The sequence below is a fragment of the Allostella sp. genome (assembly GCF_041913585.1).
Taxonomy (GTDB): Bacteria; Pseudomonadota; Alphaproteobacteria; order ATCC43930; family Allostellaceae; genus Allostella.
Genome location: NZ_JAYSFE010000080.1, coordinates 1 through 22656, shown reverse-complemented (window position 1 = coordinate 22656; position 22656 = coordinate 1). Strand labels below are relative to the sequence as shown.

Genomic DNA, 22656 nt, shown 5'->3' with positions numbered 1-22656 from the left:
CTAGCCGGCGGCGATCCGGCCGAAGCGGCCGAGATACTTCATCCCGGTGTCGCAGAGGACCGTCGCCACCGTCCGGCCGGGCCCGAGCCGGCGGGCGACGCCGATCGCGGCCACGAGGTTGGCGCCGGTGGAAGTGCCGGCGAAGAGCGCCTCCTCGCGGGCGAGGCGGAGCGCCATCGCCGTTGCCGCCTCGGTCGAGACGCGGACGATCTCGTCGGCGAGGCCGGGCTGCCACAGCGGCACGACGAAGCCGGCGCCGACGCCGTCGATGCCATGCCCGCCCGGCGCACCGCCGGAGAGCACCGGCGATTCGGCGGGCTCGACGGCGACGATCCGCACCGCCGGGTCGTGCTCGCGCAGCCGGCCGCCGATGCCACGCAGCGATGCCGCGGTGCCGACGCTCTGCACGAAGGCGTCGATCGGCCCGCCGGCCTGGGCGCACAGTTCGTCCGCCATCGCGCGGTAGGCGGCGAGCTGGTCGCGGTTGCGCATCTGGTCGGTCCAGAAGGCGCCGGTCCCGGCCGCGATCTCGCCCGCCCGGGCGATCATGGCGCGGGTCAGCTCGCCGGTCATCCGGCCGCCGTCGCTCGGCAGGACATGGAGCCGGGCACCGAGGATGCGCATGTGGTCCAGCTTCTCGCGCTGGAAGGCGTCGGAGGTGACGATGTCGAGCGGGTGGCCGAGCGCGGCGCAGACCAGCGCCAGGGAGACGCCGGTGCTGCCCCCGGTATATTCGACGACCGGTCCGCCTGGGGGCAGGCGGCCGTCGGCGGCGGGGGTCCGGACCATGGCGAGCGCCATCCGGTCCTTCATGCTGCCGGTCGGATTCTCGCTCTCCATCTTGACCAGGATGCGGGCGCCGTCCGCCGGCGCCAGCCGCCGCAGCGGCAGCAGCCGCGTGCTGCCGATCGTGTCCAGGATGTGCATCGTCATGGCCCGTCCTCCGTTGCCGCCGGCGCCCGGCATAGCGCGGACGGTGAAGGTCGGGCGGTCCGGAATCCGGACCCGGTCAGGTGACGTCGGCGCCGCGCTCCTCGAGCAGGCGGCGCAGCACCGACCGATGGCAGCGCGCCTCGTTCTCGCAATAGCAGCCGACCGAGAAGCTGGCGCCCCGGGAGAGTGCGGCCAGCAGGTCGAGCGTCCGGCGCGGGCCGGCCGCGTCCATCTCGGCGCGGTAGTCGCGGACGAAGGCGGCCCATTCCGCGTCGGTCGCGGCGCTACGGGCGTGGGCGACGAGTTCGGCGCTGGGGGCGAGGTCCGGATACCAGACGTCGTACCAGTCGTCGGCCGCATGGCGCTCCTTCGGCACACCGCGCGGCGGCCGCCGGACGGTTCCGATCCGGACGCCTTCGCCCGGCAGGCGCGGCGAGCCGAGGCGGACGATGCGGCAGGTCACGGCGCGGCGCCGTCGACGGCGGCAGGGGCGACCTCGGCGAAGGCGTAGCGGGCGAACCAGCCGGGGAAGGCGCGGGCGAGCGCGCGCGGCCCGGCCACGGCGAGGCCCCGGCGCTGCGCACCCGGGAAGTCGACGTCGCCGCGCCACCAGGCGACGAGGGGCGCCAGCGGCGTCGTCACCGCCAGCGGTTCGGGAAAGCCGGGGTTGCGGCTGCAGAGCTGGCCTTCGCCCGCCGCCAGCAGCAGGAAGCGCGGCGGCCCGCCGTCGACGACGAACCGGACGACCTGCGGCTGGCGCGGCAGCGCCTCCGGCCGCACCCGGCGCTGCATGTCGACCAGCACCGGATCGGCATCGAGATCCTCCTCGTCCGCCCGGCGCGGCAGCCAGCGCTGGCCCCAGGTGCCGAGCGCGGCAAGGACCGGCAGGAGGTCCCGTCCGGCCGCGGTCGGGGCGTATTCCGGGCCATGGTCGCCGTCGTGGCGGGCGAGCACGCCGCCATGCACCAGCGCCTCCAGGCGTTCCGAGAGGACCGTGCGCGAGATGCGCGGGATGCCGCGGCGGATGTCGCTGAAGCGGCGACTGCCGCACAGGACCTCGCGGACGACGAGCAGCGTCCAGCGCCCGCCGAGGAGGTCCTGACCGCGCGCGATGGCGCAGAACTGTCCGTGCCCCTTCATTCGCGGGAGCCTAGCACGGGGCCGGCCGCCGCGACCGGTCCGGATTGCGGACCAGTCGCGGCGGGGGGCGCGAACTCCGCGGGCGGGTGGGGTCAGTCGCGGTCGGGGGCGCCGCCGGGGAAGAGGCCGCGATAGGGCCGGGCCTCGTCGACGGCGCGGGCGAAGGACGGCCGGCGCAGCAGGCGCTCGCGATAGCCGCGGAGATGGCCGAGGGCGGGGTCGATGGGCCGCACCCAGTCGGCATAGAAGAGGGCGGGCGCGGCCGCGCAGTCGGCGAGGCCGAAGCGGTCGCCGGCCGCCCATTCCCGGCCGGCCAGGTGCCCGTCGAGCCAGCGGCAGGCGGTGTCGAGCAGCGCCTCGGCCTCCGCGACGCCGTGCGGGTCACGCCGCTCGGCCGGCCGGATGCGGTCGAACACGATCCGCTGCACCGGCGTCATGACGTAGTTGTCGAAGATGCGGTCGAGCATCCGCGTGTCGAGGGCGGCGTCGGGCGCCTCCGGCACGAGGCGCACCGGCCCCGGATGGTGGAGATCGAGATGCTCGATGATGATCGAGGTCTCCATCACCCGGCGCGCGCCGTCGAGCAGCAGCGGCATCCGCCGGAGGGGCCACAGGGCGGCCCACTCCTCGATCACGGCCGTGTCCCCGAAATCGAGCTGCCGCAGTTCGAACGGCGTCGCGTTCTCGTAGAGCGCGATCAGCACTTTCTGGCAGTAGGACGAGAAGGGATGGGCGTAGAGCTTCAGCACGACGCCCGTCCGGCCGGTTCGGCGACCAGGTCGGCCAGCCGGTCGTAGCTCATGGCGATTCCGTCCTTCATGCAGGCGGCGGCCCCGTCGCGGCCGGCCGCGCTCCGGTAGCGGATGGCGGTGGTCAGGCGGGTCCCTTCCGGCACCGGGTCGAGGCGGGTGGTGACGGTGGTTTCGCCGTCGGTCCAGTCGACGTCGAAGCGTTCGGTGTGGACGAGCCGGTGCGGCGCCTCGACCTCGCGATAGGTGCCGCGCAGGCCGATCTCGCTGCCGTCGGGCTGGCGCCAGACATAGCGGATCGCGCCCCCCGGCCGCGGATCGTTCTCGCAGGCGACGAAGCGGTGTCCCGGCGGGCCCAGGGCCCAGCGCCGGATCGTCTCGGGCGTGGTCAGGGCCCGGAAGACGCGCTCCGGCGGTGCCGGGAACGTTCGTGTCATGACGATGTCCCGTTCGCCCTCGCGGGCGAAGTGCAACGACTGCGGCATCCGTTCGTCTCCGAAAACACTTAACTCATAGACTAAGTGTTGACGGCACGGTGTCAAGCCGGAAGGTCGGGATGCGCGATGGACCGCAGCGACCGGCCGTGGATAGTGGAAGACGGTTCACCGAACGGAGAGGGCGGCGATGCAGCCGACGGCGACGATCTACGGCATCCGCAACTGCGACACGATGAAGAAGGCGCGGACGTGGCTCGACGCCCGCGGCGTCCGGCACGTCTTCCACGACTACAGGGTCGAGGGGATCGATCGGGCGCGGCTCGACGGCTGGATCGACCGGCTGGGATGGGAGGCGCTGCTCAACCGTTCGGGCACCACCTTCCGCAAGCTGCCGGAGGCGGATCGCAGCGACCTCGACCGGGCCAAGGCGACGGCGCTGATGCTGGCGCAGCCGTCGATGATCCGGCGCCCGGTGCTGGAGGCGGACGGCGAGATCCTGGTCGGCTTCAAGCCGGAGGCCTACGCCGCGCGCTTCGCCTGAACGGCCATCCAGCGGGCGGCGGCGTCGAGCAGGCCGGCCAGCACCTCGGCGTCGCTGCGGCCGCTGCGGGCCAGGACATGGAAGGCGTGGTCGGCGCCGTCGGCAAGCTCCAGCGTCGCGATCGGTCCCAGCCCTTCGACCGTCTCGCGGAGCAGCACCGGATCGGCGAGCGCGTCGCGCGTGCCCTGCAGGAAGAGCATCGGCCGGGCGATGCGGGCGAGGTGCTGGGCCCGCTCGCGGCCGGGACGTCCCGCGGGATGGAGCGGGAAGGCGAGGAAGACGAGGCCGGCGACGCCGGGCATGGGGGAGGCTGCCTCCGCCTGGGACGTCATCCGGCCGCCGTAGGAGCGGCCGCCGGCGAAGAGCGGACGGCCGGGCGCGAGGTCGCGCCCCAGGGCGACGGCGGCGCGGACGGTCGCCTGGGCGACCGCCGGCGGGTCCGGCCGTTTCGTGCCGCGCTCCATGAACGGAAACTGGTAGCGCAGGATGGCGACGCCGCGGCGGGCGAGGCCGTCGGCGGCGGCGGCCATCGCCGGGTGGGTCATACCGGCCCCGGCACCGTGGGCGAGCACGAGGCAGGGACCGTTTCCGGGCACGTCCTGCCAGAGGGCGGAGACGGTGCCGAGGTCGGGCACGGCGATCGCGAGCGGACGGGGCGTCATGGCCGGACCTCTTCCCCGATCCGGCCATCGCTGTCCAGGGTGCCGGCCCTGTCGCCGGCCGCTCCGGCTCCCCACATTGGCGGCGATCCGCTCTTTGCCTGCTCGGGATTTCCTTCCCCATGCTCGATACGCGACTGACCTACATCCTCGGCGACGACGACGTGGCCGGCGCCCAGCCGGCGGGGGCGCCGCCCGACGACGGGCCGCTGCTCGACGCCTACTCCGCGGCCGTGACCGCCGTCGTCGATGGCGTCGGGCCGGCCGTCGTGCGCGTCGCGGTGCCCGCCGACCGGGCCGCGGGACGGCGCGGCGGCACCGGTTCCGGCGTCGTCGTCTCGCCCGACGGCCTGGTGCTGACCAACAGCCACGTCGTCCAGGGCGCCCGCCTCGTGCGGCTCGCGGTGCCGGACGGGCGCGAGGTCGAGGCGGCGGTCCTCGGCGACGATCCGCATACCGACCTCGCCGTCCTGCGCGTCACCCACGACGCCACGCTCGCCGCCGCCCGCCTCGGCAACTCCAAGGCGCTGCGGCGCGGCCAGCTCGTGGTCGCGATCGGCAACCCGCTCGGCTTCGAATCGACCGTCACCTCGGGCGTCGTCTCGGCGCTCGGCCGCAGCCTGCGCGGGGCCGCGGGGCGCCTCATCGACGACGTCATCCAGACCGACGCTGCGCTCAATCCCGGCAATTCCGGCGGCCCGCTGGTGTCGAGCCGCGGCGAGGTCATCGGCATCAACACTGCCGTCATCGCCGGGGCGCAGGGCATCTGCTTCGCCGTCTCCAGCAACACCGCGAGCCACGTCCTGGTCGAGATCCTGCGCCACGGCCGGGTCCGCCGCGCCTTCATCGGCATCAGCGCCCAGACCCTGCCGCTGCCGCGGCGCCTGGCCCGCACGCTGGGCTTCGAGAGCAGCCTCGCCGCCATCGTCACCGCCGTCGATCCCGGCGGGCCGGCAGCGGAGGCCGGGCTCGCCGAACGTGATATTCTCGTCGCCCTGGAAGGGCAGGCGGTGACCGGCGTCGACGATCTCGTCCGGCTTCTGGGCGGCGAACGGATCGGACGCCGGACCGAGCTCTCGGTGGTGAGCGGCGGGCGGCTGCGGACGATCGCGGTCACCCCCGTCGAGCGGGATCGGCGGTGACCATGGCGGGGAAGACGAAGGCGGGGTGGATCCGCGTCGGCATCGGCGGCTGGACCTACGCGCCGTGGCGGGGGCCGTTCTACCCGCCCGGCCTGCCGCACCGGCGCGAGCTGGAGCATGCCGGCCGCCACCTGACCTCGATCGAGGTCAACGGCACCTACTACGGCGCGCAGAAGCCCGAGAGCTTCGCCCGCTGGCGCGAGGAGACGCCGGACGATTTCGTCTTCGCCCTCAAGGGGCCGCGCTTCGCCACCAACCGCCGCGTGCTGGCGGAGGCGGGGGAATCGGTCGAACGCTTCCTCACCGGCGGGCTGCTCGAGCTCGGCGACAAATTGGGGCCGGTCAACTGGCAGCTCGCGCCGACCAAGCCGTTCCAGGCCGAGGATTTCGCCGCCTTCCTGGCGCTGCTGCCGGGCGAGGCGGGCGGCCGTGCCCTGCGCCACGCGGTCGAGGTCCGACATCCGACCTTCCGCCACCCGGAGGCGGTGGCGATCGCGCGCGAGCGCGGGGTGGCGATCGTCGTCGCCGGCGATTCCGACTATCCCCAGATCGCCGATCCGACCGCGCCCTTCGTCTATGCCCGCATCATGGGCACGAGCCCCGACCACCCCGAGGGCTATGCCCCGGCGGCGCTCGACGCCTGGACCGCGCGTGCCAAGGCGTGGGCGGGCGGCGGCGTGCCGGACGACCTCGAGCGCGTCGCGCCGTCCCCCGCGGGGCGGGCGGTGCCGCGGGACGTGTTCCTCTACGTCATCAGCGGCCACAAGGTCCGGAACCCGGCGGCGGCGATGGCGATCATCGGCCGGCTCGGCCGCTAGCCGCCGGCGGCGATGCCGCTCCAGAACCGCGTCCGGCCGGACGGCGAGATCGTGGCGATGCCGGAGCGCGGGCTCCTCACCGGCAACCGCGGCATCCTGCACGATCCGGCGACGCGCACGCTGCTGCGCCGACGCTGGACCTCGCGGCGCTGGATCGTCTGCGTCTGCGAGTGGAAGGGCGTGCGCCGGGTGGTGATGGGCCGCGGCTGGACGGAACTCTTCTTCCTCGACGAGGCGACGGCGCTGGCGGCCGGCCACCGCCCCTGCTTCTACTGCCGCCGCCCGGCGGCCCGTGCCTTCCAGGCGGCCTGGGCGCTCGGCAATGGCGGCGGGGCGCCCCCCGGCCCTGGCGCGGACCGCATCGACGAGGTGCTCCACGGCGAGCGTCTGGACGGACGACGGAAGCGCCGGCATGCCCTGTCGATGCCGCCGGCCGAACTGCCGGACGGCACCATGCTGGAGGCGGGCGGGGACTGGCTTGCGGTCGCCGCCGGCCGGACGATGCGGTGGACACCGGCCGGCTACGTCGCAGCGCCGCCGCCGACTGCGGCCGTCACGCTGCTGACGCCGCCCTCGACCGTGCGGACGCTGGCGGCCGGATACCGGCCGATCTTCCACCCGAGCCTCGGCCTATCAGGCTCTGCCAAAGAGGCTCGGCCAATGAGTCTGGAGCCATGACGGCCGACCTGCTGGCCGGCCTGCTGCCGGTGCGCGAGGAACTGGCACCCGGCGCCGTCGTGCTGCGCGGCCATGCGCTGGCGGCGGCGCCCGCCCTGCTGGCGGCGGTGGCGGCGGTCGCCGCGGCGGCGCCCTTCCGCCGCATGGTGACGCCCGGCGGCTTCGCCATGTCGGTCGCGATGACCAATTGCGGCACCGCGGGCTGGGTCACCGATCGGCGCGGCTACCGCTACGAGGCGGCCGACCCGGCCAGTGGCCGTCCCTGGCCGGCCATGCCGGCGGTCTTCCGCGAACTCGCGGGCGAGGCCGCCCTGGCCGCCGGCTATCCGGGATTCGCGCCCGACGCCTGCCTCGTCAACCGCTACGAGCCGGGCGCCCGCCTGACCCCGCACCAGGACCGCGACGAGCGCGACCTCGGCCATCCCATCGTCTCGGTCTCCCTCGGCCTGCCGGCCATCTTCCAGTTCGGCGGTCCCGAGCGCCGCGGCCGGCTGCGCCGCATCCCGCTCGCCCATGGCGACGTGGTGGTCTGGGGCGGCCCGTCGCGGCTCGCCTTCCACGGCGTCCTGCCCCTGGCGGCGGACAGCCACCCGGCGACCGGCACCGCACGGATCAATCTCACCTTCCGCCGGGCGCTCTGACGATCCCGAGTGCCTCCGAACGCGTCCGCCCCCCTGCGCCGCCACGGCTTTTCCATCGCGCAGATCGAGAATACTGTTCCGATCTTGCGGATCGGGACAATGCCGCCGGCCGAGATTCGATACGCGAGAAGCAACGGCGCACGGATTGCCTACCGGGTGGCGGGCCAGGGTTCGCTCGACCTGGTGCTGGTGCCCGGTTTCCCCTCCAACCTCGACATCCTGCCGGAAGACCCGGGCTACGGGCGGCTCGTCCGGCGGCTGTCGACGTTCGGCCGGCTGATCCTGTTCGACCGGCGCGGCATGGGCCTCAGCGACCGGCTCGAGGCGACCCTGCAGGACGAGACGATGACGACGCAGGACATTGCCGCCGTGATGAGCGCGGTGGGCAGTTCGCGCGCGGCCGTGATCGGGGCATCGGACGGCGCGGCGCTGGCCGTTCGATTGGCGGCGGAGCGGCCGGATCTCGTCCGTGCGCTGATCCTCTTCGGCGGCTGCGCGCGCGCTTCCGCCACGGCGGCGGAGGCGAGGCGTCTGCGGGCCTGGATCGAGGCCGTCGAGATGTCGTGGGGCAAGGGTGTGACGCTCGCCGCGCTGGCGCCGGCCCGCACCGAGGACCGGCGCCTCCTCGACTGGTGGGCGCGACTGGAGCGCCTCTCCGCGAGCCCGACCGGGGCGGCCGCGCTGGCGCGTCTCCACGCCGGCATCGACGTGAGCGACCGGCTGGCCGACGTTCGCGCCCCGACTTTGGTCATCCACCGCGCCGACGACGCCCATGCGAGCGTCGAGGGCGGTCGCGGGCTTGCCCGCGCGATTCCCGGCGCCCGGCTGGCCGAACTCCCCGGGCGCGACCATCTGGTCTGGATGGGGGACGTCGATCGCGTCGCGGACCTGATCGAGGAGTTCCTCACCGGCGCCGCCCCGGTCACCGACCGCGACCGCATGCTGGCCGTGCTGCTGGTGGCGTTCGTCGGGGGCGGTTCGGTTCGGTCCGTCGCGGGCGGGGACAGGCACTTCCGGGACGAGGAGATCGAGCGCTTTCGCGAGGCGGCCCCCGAGGTGGCGGGGCGCCATGGTGGACGCGTGGAGCGGGCCGCTGCCGACCGGATCGTCGCCCGCTTCGATTCGCCGGCGCGGGCGGCCGCCTGCGCGGTGGCGCTGCGGGAGACGGCGGCCTCGCTCCGCCTCCCGATCGCGCAGGGAATCCATGTCGGCGAGATCGACGGCTCGGCTTCGCCGCTCGCCGGCCGCGCGCTCGACGTGGCCGCCGGCATCGCCGCTTCGGCGCGACCGGCCGAAATCCTGCTGTCGCGGCTGGCCAGCGAACTCGTGTCGGGCTCGGGGCTGCAGTTCGTCGAACGGGGAACGCGCGCGGTGGACGGGGGCCGCGATCCGCTGCCGGTGGTGGCTCTGGCGTCCGAGCGGCACCTGGAGCCGGTCCTGCGCCGGCCACGCGCCGTCGATCTCGCCCTGCTCAGCGCCCGCGAGCGCGAGGTGATGGGGCTGGTCGCCGACGGGCTGAGCAACACGCGCATCGCCCTGCAGCTCGGGCTGTCCGAGCACACGGTCAAGCGTCACGTCGCCAACATCCTGCTGAAGCTCGACCTGCCCTCGCGGGCGGCGGCGGCGGCGCTGGTCGCCCGCCAGCCGGCGCAGTGACCGGGCGCTGGTCCGAACGGGCCATGGCCGGCATGGCGCTTTCGGTGGAAGCGGCGGCGGGACCGGACCGCTAGGCTGCCGTCATGTTCCGCCGCAGGCTCGCCGGTTCCGGCGCCTGCCGGCCGACATGGAGGAGCGCATCATGTCCACGCCCGACAGGACGCCCGTAACGGGGGCGGCGATCAAGCAGGCGATCGAGACGCGCGACGGTCGGATGCTCGCCGGCTTCTACGCCGACCACGCGGTGACGCGGGTCATCGACCGGAACAATCCGCCCAGCCGGCCGCGCGAGATCAAGGGCAAGGCGGCAATCACGGCGTTCTGGAGCGACATCTGCGGCCGCACCATGACGCACCGTGTCGACGTCAGCATCGCCGAAGGCGACAAGCTCGCCTTCACCCAGGCCTGTACCTATCCCGACGGCGCAAAGGTCTTCTGTGCCTCCGTGGTCGGCCTGGAGGGCGGGCTGATCGCCGAGCAGACGATCGTCCAGGCCTGGGACGAGTAGCGCCCGGACCGACGACGACCGGCAGCGCGGCGCGCACCGCAGGCGGGAGCGGCCGCGGGAAGGGAATTCCGCTCCGAAAACGCACCGTTGGACGGGAGGACTGGATCATGGCCCTGGATCAGGAACGGCTGAACAGCTTCGTTGGCAAGATCCTGGACGACATCGGCGCGGCGATGAACACCGCGCTGCTGCTGGTCGGCGACCGGCTCGGCCTCTACAAGGCGCTGGCCGCGGGCGGGCCGATGACGTCGGCCGAGCTTGCCGCCGCCACCGGCACCGCCGAGCGCTACGTCCGCGAATGGCTGGCGGCGCAGGCGGCCTCCGGCTACGCCGACTACGACGCGGCGAACGGGACGTTCTCCATGCAGCCGGAGCAGGCGGCCGTCTTCGCGGACGAGGACAGCCCCGTGTTCCTGGCCGCCGTGGGCGACCTGGTGGCGGCCACCATGCGCGACGAGCCGCGCGTCACCGAAGCCTTCCGTACCGGCAAGGGCGTCGGCTGGGACAAGCGCAGCGAGTGCCTGTTCTGCGGCACCGCCCGCTTCTTTCGCACCGGCTACAAGCACCACCTGGTGCAGGAATGGCTGCCGGCGCTCGACGGGGTGGTCGAGAAGCTGCAGCGCGGCGCCACGGTCGCCGACGTCGGCTGCGGGCACGGCGTCTCCACCATCATCATGGCGCAGGCGTTTCCCAACTCGCGCTTCTTCGGGTTCGACTACCATGCCGGCTCGATCGCGGACGCGCGCAAGGCGGCCGCGTCGGCGGGCCTTTCGGATCGCGTCACGTTCGAGGTCCGGTCCGCCAAGACCATCCCGGCGCACGGCTACGACCTGGTCTGCTTCTTCGACTGCCTGCACGACATGGGCGACCCGGTCGGCGGGCTCGCCCATGTGCGCTCGACCATGGCGAGCGACGGCACCTGCATGCTGGTCGAGCCCTTCGCCGGCGACCGGCTGGAGGACAACCTCAATCCGGTCGGCCGCATCTACTATGCCGCCTCGACGATGATCTGCACGCCGGCCTCGCTCGACCAGGAGGTGGGGCTGGCGCTCGGCGCGCAGGCGGGCGAGGTGCGGCTGCGCAAGGTCGCCGAGGAGGCCGGCTTCACGCGCTTTCGCCGCGCCACCGAGACGCCGTTCAACCTCATCCTGGAAGCAAGGCCCTGAGGGAGGCGCGACATGGCCGCGGACGCCTTCTATCACGACGGAAGTCGCGCCCTTCAGGATGGCTTCGAGAGCCGGCGCATCGCCGACCGGCTCGAGAGCCTGGCGCGGACCGCCTTCACCGAGGACGACAAGGCGTTCATCGAGAGCGCGATCTACGTCTTCCTCGCCACCGCCGACGCCGACGGCCGGCCGGACTGCTCGTTCAAGGGCGGGCCGCCCGGCTTCGTCCGGGTGACCGGCCCGTCGGAGCTGGCCTTCCCGGACTACGACGGCAACGGCATGTTCCGCAGCCTCGGCAATCTCGCGGTCAATCCGCATGTCGGGCTGCTGTTCATCGCCCTGCACGGCACGCCGCGCCGCCTGCGCGTCAACGGCACCGCCCGCATCGATCGCGACGATCCGCTGACGGCGTCCACGGTCGGCGCGCAGATGATGGTGCGCATCGCCGCGAGCGTCATCTTCCCCAACTGTCCGCGCTACATCCCGACCCTGCAGCTGGTCGAGCCGTCGCCCTACACGCCGATGCCGGGATGCGACCCCGTCGAGCCCGCCTGGAAGGGCTTCGACGTCTTCCGGGACGCCGTCCATCCGCGGCAGCCGACGTGGAAGGGGTGAGGGACCGAAGGCGGTGGTCGTCCCGTGGCGACCGTCGCTGCGGTCCGCGTGGTCAGTGGAAGTCCCGCGACTTCGGCAGGATGCGGACGTTCCGCGGATGGCCGCCGCGGGGATAGGGCGGGTGCTGGACCTCGTCGGCGCGGGAGAGGGGGATCTGGGGCGGGTGCGCCGGTGACAGGCGCGCCAGCTCGGCGGTGCGGTCGAAGACGGCCTCCGTCATCAGGTGGACGACGCCTTCCGGGCTCTTCTGCACCTTGCCGGCGACGACCAGCAGCCGCCCGCCCATGACCTCGCGGCGGAAGCGCTCGAAGTCGCGGTCCCAGAGCACGATGTTGGCGACGCCGGTCTCGTCCTCGATGGTCATGAAGATGGCCTTGCCGTTGCCCGGCCGCTGCCGCACCAGCACGACTCCGGCGGTTCGCGTCCGCAGGCCGTCGCGCATCGCCGTCGTCTCGGCGCAGGTCCGCACCCCCTCGGCCTGGAAGACCGGGCGCAGCATCGCCATCGGATGCCCCTTCAGCGACAGGCGCAGCGTCTGGTAGTCGGCGACGATGTGCTCGGCGAGCGGCATCTCCGGCAGCCGCGGGTCGGGCTCCTCGGCGAGTTCGCGGGCGTCGGCGGCGGCGAAGAGCGGCAGCGGGGCGTCGTCGGGGAGGCGGCGCACCGCCCACAGCGCCTGGCGGCGGTCGAGCCCGAGCGAGCGGAAGGCGTCGGCGTCGGCCAGCCGGCGCAGCATCCCGCCATGCAGCCCGCCGCGCCGCGCGATCTCCTCGATCCCGCGATAGCCGCCGGCCCGCCGCTCGACCAGCCGCCGCAGCTCCGCCTCGTGCAGCCCGTCGACCTGGCGGAAGCCGAGACGCAGCGCCCAGCCGCCGTCCGCCGCCGGCTCGAGGGAATTGTCCCAGTCGCTGTGGTTGACGTCGAGCGGCCGCACCTCGACCCCGCCCACCTCCTGCGCCTCGCGGACGATCTGGGCCGGGGCATAGAAGCCCATCGGCTGCGAATTCAGCAGCGCGCAGGCGAACACGGCCGGATGCCGGCACTTGAGCCAGGAGGAGACGTAGACGAGCTTGGCGAAGGAGGCGGCATGGCTCTCCGGGAAGCCGTAGCTGCCGAAGCCCTTGATCTGCTCGAAGCAGCGCCGGGCGAAGTCCGGATCGTAGCCGCGCGCGATCATCCGCCCGACCATCAGTTCCTCGAAGCGCCCGATGGTGCCGACGTTGCGGAAGGTCGCCATCGCCCGCCGCAGCCCGTTCGCCTCCGCCTCGGTGAAGGCGGCGGCGACCATGGCGAGCTTCATCGCCTGCTCCTGGAAGAGCGGCACGCCCAGGGTCTTGCCCAGCACCTGGCGCAGCTCGTCCGGGTCGTGCGGCGGCGCCGGGGCGGGGAACTCGACCCGCTCGATGCCGTTCCGCCGCCGGAGATAGGGGTGGACCATGTCGCCCTGGATCGGGCCGGGCCGCACGATCGCCACCTGGATGACGAGGTCGTAGAAGGTCCGCGGCTTCAGGCGCGGCAGCATGTTCATCTGCGCCCGGCTCTCGACCTGGAAAACGCCGAGGGATTCGCCCCGGCACAGCATGTCGTAGACCTCGGGCCGTTCCCGCGGCACTTCGGCCAGGCCCATATCGAGCCCGCGGTGCCGCCGCAGCAGGTCGAAGGACTTGCGGATGCAGGTCAGCATGCCGAGCGCCAGCACGTCGACCTTCATCAGGCCGAGCGCGTCGATGTCGTCCTTGTCCCATTCGATGAAGGTGCGCTCGGGCATGGCGGCGTTGCCGATCGGCACCAGTTCGTCGAGCCGGCCGCGGGTCAGCACGAAGCCGCCGACATGCTGCGACAGGTGGCGGGGGAAGGTGAGCAGCCGCCGCGCCAGCCCGACGGCGCGGCCGACCGTCGGGTTGGCGGGGTCGAGGCCGGCCTCGCGGATGCGGGCGTCGGCGATGTCGGTGCCCCAGCTTCCCCATTGCGTGCCGGCGATGCGGGCGGTCACGTCCTCGGTCAGGCCGAGCGCCCGGCCGACCTCGCGGATGGCGCTGCGCGGGCGGTAGCGGATGACGGTGGCGGCGATGCCGGCGCGGTCGCGCCCGTATTTCCGGTAGATGTGCTGGATCACCTCCTCGCGCCGCTCATGCTCGAAATCGACGTCGATGTCGGGCGGCTCGCGCCGCTCGGTCGAGATGAAGCGGGCGAAGAGCAGGTCGTGCTCGGCCGGGTCGACGGCGGTGATGCCGAGCACGAAGCAGACGGCGGAGTTGGCGGCCGAGCCGCGGCCCTGGCAGAGGATGCCCCGGCCCTCGGCGAAGCGGACGATGTCGTGGATGGTGAGGAAGTAGCGCGCATAGCCGAGCCGGGCGATGAGGGCGAGCTCGTCGCGCAGCAGCCGCTCGACCTTGGCCGGCACGCCGGCGGGATAGCGCATCCGGGCGTGCCGCCAGGTCAGTTCCTCCAGCCAGTCCTGCGGCTGCCGGCCGGGCGGCACCGGCTCGTCGGGATACTCGTAGGTGAGCTGGTCGAGCGAGAAGCCGATCCGCTGGAAGAAGAGGCCCGCCTCGGCGATCGCCTCGGGCGCGTCGCGGAAGAGCCGCGCCATCTCGGCCGGCGGCTTCAGGTGGCGCTCGGCGTTGGCCTCCAGCCGGCGGCCGGCGGCGGCGATCGGGAGGCCCTCGCGGATGCAGGTCACCACGTCCTGGAGATCGCGTTGCCCGGGGGTGGCGTAGAGCACGTCGTTGGTGGCGAGGAGGGGGATGCCGGCGGCCGCGGCGACCCGGCGCAGGCGGGCGAGGCGGCGGCGGTCGTCGCCGCGGCGATGCATGGCCGCGGCGAGCCAGAGGGCGCCGGGGGGCGCGGCGGACAACCGTTCCAGTAGGCCCGGCGGCGGGTCGGCGCGGCCCGGCAGCAGGATCAGCAGCAGACCGGCCGTGTCGGCCAGCAGGTCGTCGAGACGGAGGACGCAGTCGCCCTTGCGGGCCCGGCCGTTGCCGCGGGTGAGCAGCCGGCAGAGCCGGCCCCAGCCCGACCGGTCCTCGGGATATGCGACGATGTCGGGGGTGCCGTCGGCGAAGGCGAGGCGGGCGCCGACGACGAGACGGAAGCGCTGCGCCCGCTCGCGGATTTCCGCCGCGGCCGCGGCGTCGAACCCGTCCGCCGCGACCCAGGCATGCTCGCCCGGTCCCGAGCCGTGCCGCACCTTCTCGGCCGGCGGCAGCCCTTCCTCGCGCAGCGTCGCCAGCGCGGCATGGGCGCGCACGACGCCCGCCACCGTGTTGCGGTCGGCGATGCCGATGCCGCCCAGGCCCAGCAGCAGCGCGGTCGCCACCAGGTCCTGCGGATGCGAGGCGCCGCGCAGGAACGAGAAGTTGCTGGCGGCCACCGGTTCGCCGTAGGCCGGTCCGGTCATGCGAAGAGCCCGTGCAGGAACCAGCGTGGCCGCCCGCCGTCGCCGCTGCCGTAGAGCCCCTCGCGGAAGACCCAGAAGCGCCGGCCCTCGCTGTCCTCGACCCGGTAATAGTCGCGGGTCGGGGCCTCGGAGCCGTCGCGCCACCATTCCGGCGCGATGCGCTCCGGCCCCTCGGCGCGGGCGATCTGGTGCAGCACCCGCCGCCAGCGGAAGCGCAGCGGCGGGCCGTCCGGCACCTCCGCCAGGGTCTCGATCGGCTGCGGCGGGTCGAAGACCTGGAGCGGACGGGCCGGCGGCTCGTCCGCCTCTGCCCGCCGCCAGCCCGGCCCGGGCGCCGCGGCGCCGGCCGGCACCAGGGCCGCCTCGCGGTCGGGATGGTGGCTGTCGCGGGCGACCATCCGCAGCACCCGGCCCGGGCCGAGGCGGGTGGCGAGCCGGTCGACCAGGTCCGCCACCGCCTCCTCCCCGGCGGCGCGGCCGTCGAGGTCGGGGGCGGCGGGCGGCAGCGGCTCGGCGACCGGGACCGCGAGGCGGATGACGTCGAAGCCGTAGCCGGGGTCGATCGGGTCGGCGAGCGTCGCGATGCGCTCGTGGAAGAGGCGCAGCACCGCCCCGCCGTCGCGGGTCGGCCGGCCGGTCTCGACCAGGAGGCGGCGGACCCGGCCGTCGGTGTGGAAGAGCCCGGCCTCGAAGGCACGGCCGCCCTGGCCGCGCCCCTCGAGGAGGCGGGCAGCCTCGGCGAGCAGCCCGTCCAGCACCGCCTCGATGCCGTCGGCGCGCTGCAGCGGCTCGGGGAAGTGGCGCTCGACGAGGCAGGCGGGCGGCGGGCGCAGCGGCACGATGCGGCGGTCCTCGCAGCCCAGCACGCGGGCGAGGCGGCGCGGCAGGTCCGCCCCGAAGCGGGCGGCGAGCGCGGCCGAGGGCCGGTCGGCGAGATCGCCCAGCGTCGCCAGGCCGGCACGGGTCAGCGCCACCGTCGTCTCCGTCCCCGCCTCCAGGGCTGCGACCGGCAGGCGGCGCGTCGCCGCGGCGTCGCGGCCGGGCGGGGTGAGGGCGACCCGGCCGAAGCGGGCGAGCGCGCGGGCGGCCTCGGGCGTGCCGGCGACGGCGGCGCGGACGCCCAGGCCGAGGCCGGCGAGCCGGGCCGCCGCGGCGTCGCGCAGCGCCGCCTCGCCGCCGAAGAGATGGGCGCAGCCGGTGATGTCGAGGACCAGCCCGTCCGGTGCGGGGCCCGGCGCGGGGCCGTCCGCGGGCGCGAGCGCCACCAGCGGCGTCCAGCGGTCGCAGAGGCCGGCCAGGCGTTCCAGGAAGGCGCGGTCGGCGGCGGGATCGGCATCGGCGACGGCGAGGTCCGGCACCCGGGCGCGGGCGTCCGCCAGGGCGAGGCCGGGGGCGAGACCGAGGCGGGCCGCCCGCCGGTCGACGGCGGCGAGGCGGAGCGCGTTGCGCACCGTCTCGACCAGCGCGAACGGGACGTCATCCGGCGCGGCGGAGGCCCGCTGCCGGCGCCACCGGTCGGTCGCCAGGAAGGGCAACCACAGGGCGAGATAGCGCCGCCGCTCCGCGGGGGAGGCGGGGCTGGAAGCAGCCTCGGTCACGGTCCCACTCCACCTGCCATTCCTGTTCGGCGATGCCGCCGCGGTGGCGCAGCAGCCGGATGGCGAAGGCCGGCCGCCCCGGGGCATCGGCCTCCAGCGCCTGCGAGGGCAGGGCATGCACCCGCCAGCGGGTCGCTGCCGCGCTCGCGGCGGGGCGGGCCGGCGCGCGCAGCAGTAGGGCCGTCACGCCCGAACCCTCGGCCGCCAGCGACAGCCGCCGCGTCGCCGTCAGGTTGAGCGCCTTGGGCTCGCCCCAGGGCTGCAGCAGCACCGCGCCCAGCGCCGCGCAGCGCACCGCCTCGCCCCCCGCCCGGAGCAACTGCGCGGCGTCGCGGGTACGCACCAGCAGCAGCCGTCCCGGATCGAGGCCGAGTTCGGCCAGGCCCGGCGGATGGACCACGCCCGCCTCGCTGTCGGCGAAATCCTGGCGCACCCAGAGGATCGGCCGTCCTTCCGACGCCCGCAGCGCCAGCCCGAGCGCGAACCCGCCGAGCGCCGCCATGTCGGCGGTCCACTCGGCATGCATCTCGTGCAGGGCGCCGCGGGCGATGCCGCCGCCGAGTGCGGCGTCGACCGCCGGCATGCCGAGGGAAACGAACCCGGCGGCGACACCGCTCCGGCGCATCAGGCCGGCCAGGCTCTGCCGCAGGGCCTCCGGAATTGGGGGGCGGGCCATGGTTTTGTTCCTGATTTGTTCCCAATAAGAACGGCCGCGACCCGGGTGGAGTCAAGAGGGTGAGGACAGGGCATGACAAGAGCGTCGGTCTGTGCTGCTATTAGATTCTGTTATTCTACCACCGCGCGCATTCGGGGGATGGTATGGATGACGGGGCGATAGCACGCGCAGATCGGGGCGACGGGCCTGCGGCCCGGTCCATTCACGACTATCTCCGCCGCGATCCGACCGACCTGCGCGACAAGTATTACGACCCGCCCCTGCGGCGGCTGCCCGCGGGCCTCGCGCCCACCCGGCTCGGGGAGGGGCCGGGACGCCTCGTGGTCCCGGTCCGCGACCAGGGGCAGGAGGGTTCCTGCGTGGCCCAGGCGCTGGCCGCGCTGGTCGACGTCCTGCGCCTGGACGGTGCCGACGCGACCGCGCGCCCGGCCCCGGTCAGCGCCCGCATGCTGTTCGAACTGGCCAAGGAGCAGCAGCGCGCGGCGACCGGGAGCACCCGCTTCTATTCCCTTCGGCCCGCCGTCAAGGCCTTCTACCACAACGGGGTCTGCAGCCAGCAGGCGTGGCCGCAGGAGGATGACCGCGGGATGCTGGACGAGCCGCGCGCCAAGGACGCGCGGTCGACCAGCCTCGGCGCCTACTACCGCCTCCGTCCGGTGCTGAACGACTATCACGCGGCGCTCAACGAGACCGGCGGGATCCTCGTGGGCGCGCGGATCCACACGGGATGGACGGCGGAGGCCGTCGCCCGCCGCCGCGGGCGGATCGAGGCGGCGGGCACCGCCGACATCGGGGGCCATGCCTTCGTCGTCGTCGGTTATGACGACACCGGCTTCTTCGTCCTCAACTCCTGGGGCCCCAAATGGGGCGGCCATGGCGACCTGCCGGGAATCGCCCACTGGGGCTACCAGGACTGGGCGGAATCGATCCTCGACGCCTGGGTGCTGCGGCTCGGCGTGCCGACCCCCGAGGCCTTCCACCTGACCATCGGCGAGCAGGGGATGCTGCCGACGGCCGCGGCCTTGCGCGCCGCCAGCACCCGCCGGGCCGACATCGTCGGCCACTATGCCCATCTCGACGACGGCCACCATGTGACGATCGGCAGCTATCCGAGTTCGCGCCGCTGCGTCGAGGAGACGGTGGCCTATCTCGAACGCCGCCTCCGGCCGGACGAGGCCCGCGGGGGATCGGCGAGACGGCGCGAACCCTACCGCCATGTGCTGCTGCGGATCGCCGGCGGAACCGAGGACACGCCGGCCGCGGCCGCCTATGCCGCGGCCACCAAGCGCTTCTGGAAGGAGCGGGGGATCTATCCCTACTCGATCATCTGGTGCAGCGATTTCGTCGCCCAGACGACCGCCGTGCTGATGGACATCTTCGAGCGCACGGCGCTGCGGGTGGGCGGGGCGGGCGAAGCCTTCGACCGCGCCGCCGAGAGCGACGTCCGCGGCATCGGCCGGGCCTTCTGGCGCGACGTCGGGCGCGCCGCGCGCGTGGCCGGCGGCAGCGAAGCGGCGCCCGTCGGGGCGGAGCGCGGCGACCTGCGCCACCTCGTGGCGGCGTTCGCCGCCCTCTGCCGCCCGCCCTGCCACTACCGACTGCATCTCCTGGTCGAGGGCGCGGGGGCCGTCCTGTTCCTGCGCCTGCTGGAGGGCATGGCGCCGGCCGAGCGCGATCGGCTGGCCGAGGCCGTCGCGACCCTGAGCCTCGTCGCCCCGGCGTGCCGGATCGACGACTACCGGACGCACGGGGCGCCGTTCGCCGCCCGTCTGAAGGCGCAGCCGCGGCTCTACCTGCCGGCGCCGCCGCTGGAGCGGGCGATGCGGACCGGTCGCTACGGCAAGTCGGTCCTCCATCTGGTCGCCAACGCCTTCGAGGAGCGCGGCGGTGACGATCCGCCGCCGCGGCTGCTCGGCATCGCCGACGACGTTCCGGCGGACGAACTGGCCGGACTCGAGGTCCGGAAGGTGCCGCTGCCCGGCGACAGCCCGTCGCCCTACGACATCCTGACGGTCATCCACAGCCCCGCGGTCCGCCAGGACATCCGCCGGCGGATCGCCAACCGCGAACGACCGCCGCGGGCATCCGGCCCGGGGTGAATCCGCAGCCGAGGGAGGACGACATGGCGCCGAAGAAGATCACGATCGCCGAACTGAACCGGAAGCTCGTCGACCCGGCGATCCGCGAGGAGGATCTGCGCGCCTACTTCACGATCGACGAGACGCGCTCGGGTCCCTTCGCGCCGGCTGCGGTCTACAACCCGGCGACCGTCGACCTGTCGGGGATGCCCGACGCGGTGGTGCGCGGCGAGATGGGGCTCGGCATCGCCAACTGGCTGGCGCGGATGCGCCGGCGCGTCGCCTTCGAGAACCGCATCTCCGACGGCAGCTACAAGGGGCCGATCATCGTCTCGGAGGGAGATTCCTGGTTCCAGTATCCCTTCGTCCTCGAGGACGTGATCGACCATCTGATGCGGGACTTCGCGATCCTCAGCCTCGATGCCGGCGGCGACACGCTGGAGAACATGCTGCGGGAGAGCGAGTTCCTGGAGCCGATCCGCCAGTACGGCGCCTCCATCTTCCTGATCTCCGGCGGCGGCAACGATCTCGTCGCCGACGGCTTCCTGGCCGAGCACCTGCGCGACTTCGACCCGGCGCTGGCGCCGGCCGACTACCTGCTGCCGTCGTTCGGCGCGCTCGTCGACACCGCGATCCGCCAGTACGACCAGATCTTCCGCACCCTGGAGACCCGCTTTCCGCAGCTCTCCGTCGTCTGTCACGGCTACGATCGGCCGGTGCCGCGCCCGGACGGCAAGTGGCTCGGCAAGCCGATGGCCAGGCGCGGCATCGCCGATCCCGGGCTGCAGAAGGCGATCGCCGGCACGATGATCGACCGCTTCAACACCGAGCTCGGGCGCCTCGCGCGCGGCTTTCCGCGCGTCACCTGCCTCGATCTGCGCGCCGTCGTGAGGGACGACCGCTGGCACGACGAGCTGCACCCCGTCGATGCCGGCTATGGCGACGTCGCGGCGCGGTTCCGCAAGGCGATCGGCGTACTCGCGGCACCGAAGGCGGCGCCGCAGCCGGCCGCCCGGGCGAAGGGCAAGGGGAAGGCGAAGAAGGGGGCCGCTCCGCCGGCCGGCCTCCCGCTGCGCCAGGCCATCTCGCTGCATATCGGCCTCAACGAGGTCGATCCCGCCCATTATGCCGGCTGGGTGGGCGAACTCGCGGCCTGCGAGTTCGATGCCGAGGACATGGAGGCGATCGCCCGGAGCTGCGGCTTCGCGCCGACCCGGCTCGCGACCCCGGCCGCGACACGGGCCGCCGTCGTCGGCGCCATCCGCGACGCCGCCGGCCGGTTGAAGGCCGGCGACATCTTTCTGGTGAGCTATTCCGGCCATGGCGGCCAGGTGCCGGATTTCAACGCCGACGAGGAGGACGCGCTCGACGAGACCTGGTGTCTCTATGACGGCCAGCTGATCGACGACGAGCTCTATGCGCTGTGGGCGGAGTTCCGCGAGGGCGTGCGCATCCTCGTCGTCTCCGACAGCTGCCACAGCGGCTCGGTCATCAAGCAGATGGCGGAGGCCGGCAGCAGCCCGGCGCTGCACGCCGTCGACGACGAGGGCTACCTCTGCGATCCCCAGGGCAACCGCGCCCGTGCCATGCCCTACCGCCAGTCGGTCAAGGTCTTCCGCCAGAATCGCGACTTCTACGAGAAGCTCGGCCGCTCGATCGCCCGCACCGACACCTCGCTGCTCGCCCGGGAACTGGTCCGGCCGGTCGCCGCCACGGTGCGGCTGCTGTCCGGCTGCCAGGACAACCAGTTTTCCTACGACGGCTTCGACAACGGCCAGTTCACCGGCGCGCTGCTGGCGGTGTGGAACGAGGGCCGGTTCGAGGGCGACTACGACGCCTTCCACCAGGCGATCCTGAATCGGATGCCGGCCATCCAGACGCCGAACCACTGGCAGGTCGGCCAGCCCAACGCCGCCTTCGACGGGCAGAAGCCCTTCGCGGTGTAGGCCCGGAAGCCACCAGGGCGGTGCGGGATCAGCGCATCGGCGGCGCGTAGAGCAGCCCGCCCTGGTTCCAGGTCAGGTTCAGGCCGCGGCGGATGCCGAGCGGGCCGATGTTCCGCTCCCAGACCTCGCGATAGTTCCCGACCTGGATGACGAGCCGCGCAGCCCAGTCGGGATCGAGGCCGAGCAGCCGGCCCGAGGCACCGACCCGCCCCAGCAGCCGCTGCACCTCGGTGCCGGCCCCGGCGAGGTCGGCCTCGCTGCGGCTGCGGAGCTGGCGCAGCGTCTCGCCGTCCATGTTCAGCTCTTCGGCCGCGACCATGGCGAAATGCGTCCAGCGGACGATGTCGAAGAAGCGCCAGTCGCCGCGTCGGACGACCATGCTGAGGGGCTCCTTGGAGATGATTTCCCCGAGCAGCGAGAATTCGTCGGCGCGGCTGCCCAGCGACCGGCGGAACCCGGCGAGGACGCTGAGGTCGCTGGTCAGGGCATCGCAGAAGCCGGCGAGGAAGGCCGCCTGGGCCTTGGTCGCATCCGCCACCGGCACCACCGTCAGGCGCATGCGCATGGCGCGCGCGTACTCGGCGACGTTCTGCTCGGTCGTGGTCGCCGCCTCGACGCAGACCTTGAGCCCGTCCATCTGCTGGACGCGGCGGATGCCCCGCTCGTCGCGGAGCATGAAGCCCTGCCCGTCATAGTAGGTGATGGCGGCGAAGGCGATGTTGTTGCCGGCCTCGCGCTCCAGGGTCCAGGTCGTGTTGCGGGTGAGGAGGTCGATCTCGCCCTGTTCGAGGCCGGCGAAACGCTGTCCCGCCGGCACCGGAACGATCCGCACCTTCTCCGCGTCGCCGAGCACGACGGAGGCGACGGCGCGGCAATAATCGACCTCGAAGCCCTTCCAGGTGCTGCCGCTCTGCGTCGCGAAGCCCGCCGCACTGGGCGAGACGCCGCAGACGAGCTGGCCGCGGGCGCGGATGGCAGCGACCGTGTCGGCCGGCGGTGCGGCCGTCGCGGGGAGTGCCGCGGCGATGGCGAGGGCGGTTCCGATGGCACCCGACAGCAGGGTTCGCATGGTCGACATCCTTTTTGGCGACTGCTCCGGCGAGGCTTCGCGATGCGGGGGAAGGGATGTGCTCATCGGGTGGCGAGCCGCCCCGTCCACTCCTGCGGTGGCCCGGCGGCGCGGGATCCGGACGAGGTCTCCTGCAGCCGCCGATTGAGCGCGTCGATCGCCCGCATGATGCGCGCGGCGTCGAGACCCATCGGCGCATCGACCGG

At 73.6% G+C, this 22656-nt stretch carries 20 protein-coding genes; 11 read left to right on the top strand and 9 right to left on the bottom strand.

The genetic code is table 11. From position 1 onward, the window contains the following. The 5 genes from ACE3Q3_RS15500 to ACE3Q3_RS15480 form a co-directional block, all read right to left on the bottom strand. Entirely contained in the window at window positions 1-933 is a 933-nt protein-coding gene (locus tag ACE3Q3_RS15500) for a PLP-dependent cysteine synthase family protein (protein ID WP_374447593.1), read from the bottom strand. Window positions 934-1009: 76 nt separating this feature from the next. Further along, a complete protein-coding gene (locus ACE3Q3_RS15495) occupies window positions 1010-1396 on the bottom strand; it encodes a DUF488 domain-containing protein (protein WP_374447591.1) in 387 nt (128 codons plus the stop codon). Continuing rightward, window positions 1393-2073: a winged helix-turn-helix transcriptional regulator gene (locus tag ACE3Q3_RS15490; RefSeq protein WP_374447590.1), complete on the bottom strand. Its 681-nt coding sequence runs from the start codon at window positions 2071-2073 to the stop codon at window positions 1393-1395. Before ACE3Q3_RS15490 ends, ACE3Q3_RS15495 begins: the two co-directional genes overlap by 4 nt. Window positions 2074-2165: 92 nt before the next feature. Next, window positions 2166-2822, bottom strand: a complete 657-nt coding sequence (locus ACE3Q3_RS15485; protein WP_374447589.1) for a glutathione S-transferase family protein — start codon at window positions 2820-2822, stop codon at window positions 2166-2168. Next, window positions 2816-3307 (bottom strand): SRPBCC domain-containing protein, encoded by a 492-nt coding sequence (locus ACE3Q3_RS15480; RefSeq protein ID WP_374447587.1) that lies wholly within the window; start codon window positions 3305-3307, stop codon window positions 2816-2818. Before ACE3Q3_RS15480 ends, ACE3Q3_RS15485 begins: the two co-directional genes overlap by 7 nt. A 139-nt stretch (window positions 3308-3446) precedes the next feature. Here ACE3Q3_RS15480 and ACE3Q3_RS15475 point away from each other — a divergent pair, with 139 nt between their 5' ends. Next, window positions 3447-3800 (top strand): ArsC family reductase, encoded by a 354-nt coding sequence (locus tag ACE3Q3_RS15475; RefSeq protein WP_374447585.1) that lies wholly within the window; start codon window positions 3447-3449, stop codon window positions 3798-3800. Here the strand turns inward: ACE3Q3_RS15475 and ACE3Q3_RS15470 are convergent. Continuing rightward, a complete protein-coding gene (locus ACE3Q3_RS15470) occupies window positions 3779-4462 on the bottom strand; it encodes an alpha/beta family hydrolase (RefSeq protein WP_374447583.1) in 684 nt (227 codons plus the stop codon). The genes ACE3Q3_RS15475 and ACE3Q3_RS15470 overlap by 22 nt on opposite strands. 119 nt (window positions 4463-4581) lie before the next feature. Here ACE3Q3_RS15470 and ACE3Q3_RS15465 point away from each other — a divergent pair, with 119 nt between their 5' ends. From ACE3Q3_RS15465 to ACE3Q3_RS15430, 8 genes are all read left to right on the top strand, one after another. Continuing rightward, entirely contained in the window at window positions 4582-5601 is a 1020-nt protein-coding gene (locus ACE3Q3_RS15465; protein WP_374447581.1) for a S1C family serine protease, read from the top strand. A 2-nt stretch (window positions 5602-5603) separates the two neighbouring features. Next, entirely contained in the window at window positions 5604-6419 is an 816-nt protein-coding gene (locus tag ACE3Q3_RS15460; RefSeq protein ID WP_374447579.1) for a DUF72 domain-containing protein, read from the top strand. A 12-nt stretch (window positions 6420-6431) separates the two neighbouring features. Continuing rightward, a complete protein-coding gene (locus tag ACE3Q3_RS15455) occupies window positions 6432-7097 on the top strand; it encodes a hypothetical protein (protein ID WP_374447578.1) in 666 nt (221 codons plus the stop codon). Further along, window positions 7094-7738 carry a DNA oxidative demethylase AlkB gene (alkB, locus tag ACE3Q3_RS15450; RefSeq protein WP_374447577.1) on the top strand — a complete coding sequence of 215 codons (645 nt, stop codon included), beginning with the start codon at window positions 7094-7096 and terminating at the stop codon, window positions 7736-7738. The genes ACE3Q3_RS15455 and alkB overlap by 4 nt, the downstream gene beginning before the upstream one ends. A 156-nt stretch (window positions 7739-7894) precedes the next feature. Beyond that, window positions 7895-9394, top strand: coding sequence for an alpha/beta fold hydrolase (locus ACE3Q3_RS15445; RefSeq protein WP_374447575.1), 1500 nt, complete (start codon window positions 7895-7897; stop codon window positions 9392-9394). A gap of 142 nt (window positions 9395-9536) precedes the next feature. Then, window positions 9537-9902 carry a nuclear transport factor 2 family protein gene (locus ACE3Q3_RS15440; protein ID WP_374447574.1) on the top strand — a complete coding sequence of 122 codons (366 nt, stop codon included), beginning with the start codon at window positions 9537-9539 and terminating at the stop codon, window positions 9900-9902. A gap of 107 nt (window positions 9903-10009) precedes the next feature. Further along, the gene (locus tag ACE3Q3_RS15435; protein ID WP_374447573.1) at window positions 10010-11068 is read left to right on the top strand and encodes a class I SAM-dependent methyltransferase; all 1059 of its coding nucleotides are present in this window, start codon (window positions 10010-10012) and stop codon (window positions 11066-11068) included. 12 nt (window positions 11069-11080) lie between these two features. Further along, window positions 11081-11683, top strand: coding sequence for a pyridoxamine 5'-phosphate oxidase family protein (locus ACE3Q3_RS15430; RefSeq protein ID WP_374447570.1), 603 nt, complete (start codon window positions 11081-11083; stop codon window positions 11681-11683). A gap of 52 nt (window positions 11684-11735) precedes the next feature. On the opposite strand, the gene ACE3Q3_RS15425 is transcribed toward ACE3Q3_RS15430, so the two are convergent. Together ACE3Q3_RS15425 and ACE3Q3_RS15420 are read right to left on the bottom strand one after the other, a co-directional pair. Further along, window positions 11736-15083, bottom strand: a complete 3348-nt coding sequence (locus ACE3Q3_RS15425; RefSeq protein ID WP_374447568.1) for an error-prone DNA polymerase — start codon at window positions 15081-15083, stop codon at window positions 11736-11738. Next, window positions 15080-16681 carry a DNA polymerase Y family protein gene (locus ACE3Q3_RS15420; RefSeq protein WP_374447566.1) on the bottom strand — a complete coding sequence of 534 codons (1602 nt, stop codon included), beginning with the start codon at window positions 16679-16681 and terminating at the stop codon, window positions 15080-15082. The genes ACE3Q3_RS15425 and ACE3Q3_RS15420 overlap by 4 nt, the downstream gene beginning before the upstream one ends. A gap of 819 nt (window positions 16682-17500) precedes the next feature. Between ACE3Q3_RS15420 and ACE3Q3_RS15415 the strand changes: the two genes are divergently transcribed. Together ACE3Q3_RS15415 and ACE3Q3_RS15410 are read left to right on the top strand one after the other, a co-directional pair. Beyond that, window positions 17501-19456, top strand: a complete 1956-nt coding sequence (locus ACE3Q3_RS15415; protein ID WP_374447564.1) for a C1 family peptidase — start codon at window positions 17501-17503, stop codon at window positions 19454-19456. Window positions 19457-19479: 23 nt separating this feature from the next. Beyond that, a complete protein-coding gene (locus ACE3Q3_RS15410) occupies window positions 19480-21381 on the top strand; it encodes a caspase family protein (RefSeq protein ID WP_374447563.1) in 1902 nt (633 codons plus the stop codon). 28 nt (window positions 21382-21409) lie between these two features. On the opposite strand, the gene ACE3Q3_RS15405 is transcribed toward ACE3Q3_RS15410, so the two are convergent. After that, window positions 21410-22459 carry an amino acid ABC transporter substrate-binding protein gene (locus ACE3Q3_RS15405; RefSeq protein ID WP_374447561.1) on the bottom strand — a complete coding sequence of 350 codons (1050 nt, stop codon included), beginning with the start codon at window positions 22457-22459 and terminating at the stop codon, window positions 21410-21412. Between the last annotated feature and the right edge of the window lie 197 nt (window positions 22460-22656).

Bases quoted from the DNA above. Each gene is read 5' to 3' on its own strand.
- ACE3Q3_RS15500 (WP_374447593.1), bottom strand. From the start codon at position 933: ATGACGATGCACATCCTGGACACGATCGGCAGCACGCGGCTGCTGCCG.
- ACE3Q3_RS15490 (WP_374447590.1), bottom strand. From the start codon at position 2,073: ATGAAGGGGCACGGACAGTTCTGCGCCATCGCGCGCGGTCAGGACCTC.
- ACE3Q3_RS15480 (WP_374447587.1), bottom strand. From the start codon at position 3,307: ATGCCGCAGTCGTTGCACTTCGCCCGCGAGGGCGAACGGGACATCGTC.
- ACE3Q3_RS15475 (WP_374447585.1), top strand. From the start codon at position 3,447: ATGCAGCCGACGGCGACGATCTACGGCATCCGCAACTGCGACACGATG.
- ACE3Q3_RS15470 (WP_374447583.1), bottom strand. From the start codon at position 4,462: ATGACGCCCCGTCCGCTCGCGATCGCCGTGCCCGACCTCGGCACCGTC.
- ACE3Q3_RS15465 (WP_374447581.1), top strand. From the start codon at position 4,582: ATGCTCGATACGCGACTGACCTACATCCTCGGCGACGACGACGTGGCC.
- ACE3Q3_RS15460 (WP_374447579.1), top strand. From the start codon at position 5,604: ATGGCGGGGAAGACGAAGGCGGGGTGGATCCGCGTCGGCATCGGCGGC.
- ACE3Q3_RS15455 (WP_374447578.1), top strand. From the start codon at position 6,432: ATGCCGCTCCAGAACCGCGTCCGGCCGGACGGCGAGATCGTGGCGATG.
- alkB (WP_374447577.1), top strand. From the start codon at position 7,094: ATGACGGCCGACCTGCTGGCCGGCCTGCTGCCGGTGCGCGAGGAACTG.
- ACE3Q3_RS15440 (WP_374447574.1), top strand. From the start codon at position 9,537: ATGTCCACGCCCGACAGGACGCCCGTAACGGGGGCGGCGATCAAGCAG.
- ACE3Q3_RS15435 (WP_374447573.1), top strand. From the start codon at position 10,010: ATGGCCCTGGATCAGGAACGGCTGAACAGCTTCGTTGGCAAGATCCTG.
- ACE3Q3_RS15430 (WP_374447570.1), top strand. From the start codon at position 11,081: ATGGCCGCGGACGCCTTCTATCACGACGGAAGTCGCGCCCTTCAGGAT.
- ACE3Q3_RS15425 (WP_374447568.1), bottom strand. From the start codon at position 15,083: ATGACCGGACCGGCCTACGGCGAACCGGTGGCCGCCAGCAACTTCTCG.
- ACE3Q3_RS15415 (WP_374447564.1), top strand. From the start codon at position 17,501: ATGGATGACGGGGCGATAGCACGCGCAGATCGGGGCGACGGGCCTGCG.
- ACE3Q3_RS15410 (WP_374447563.1), top strand. From the start codon at position 19,480: ATGGCGCCGAAGAAGATCACGATCGCCGAACTGAACCGGAAGCTCGTC.
- ACE3Q3_RS15405 (WP_374447561.1), bottom strand. From the start codon at position 22,459: ATGTCGACCATGCGAACCCTGCTGTCGGGTGCCATCGGAACCGCCCTC.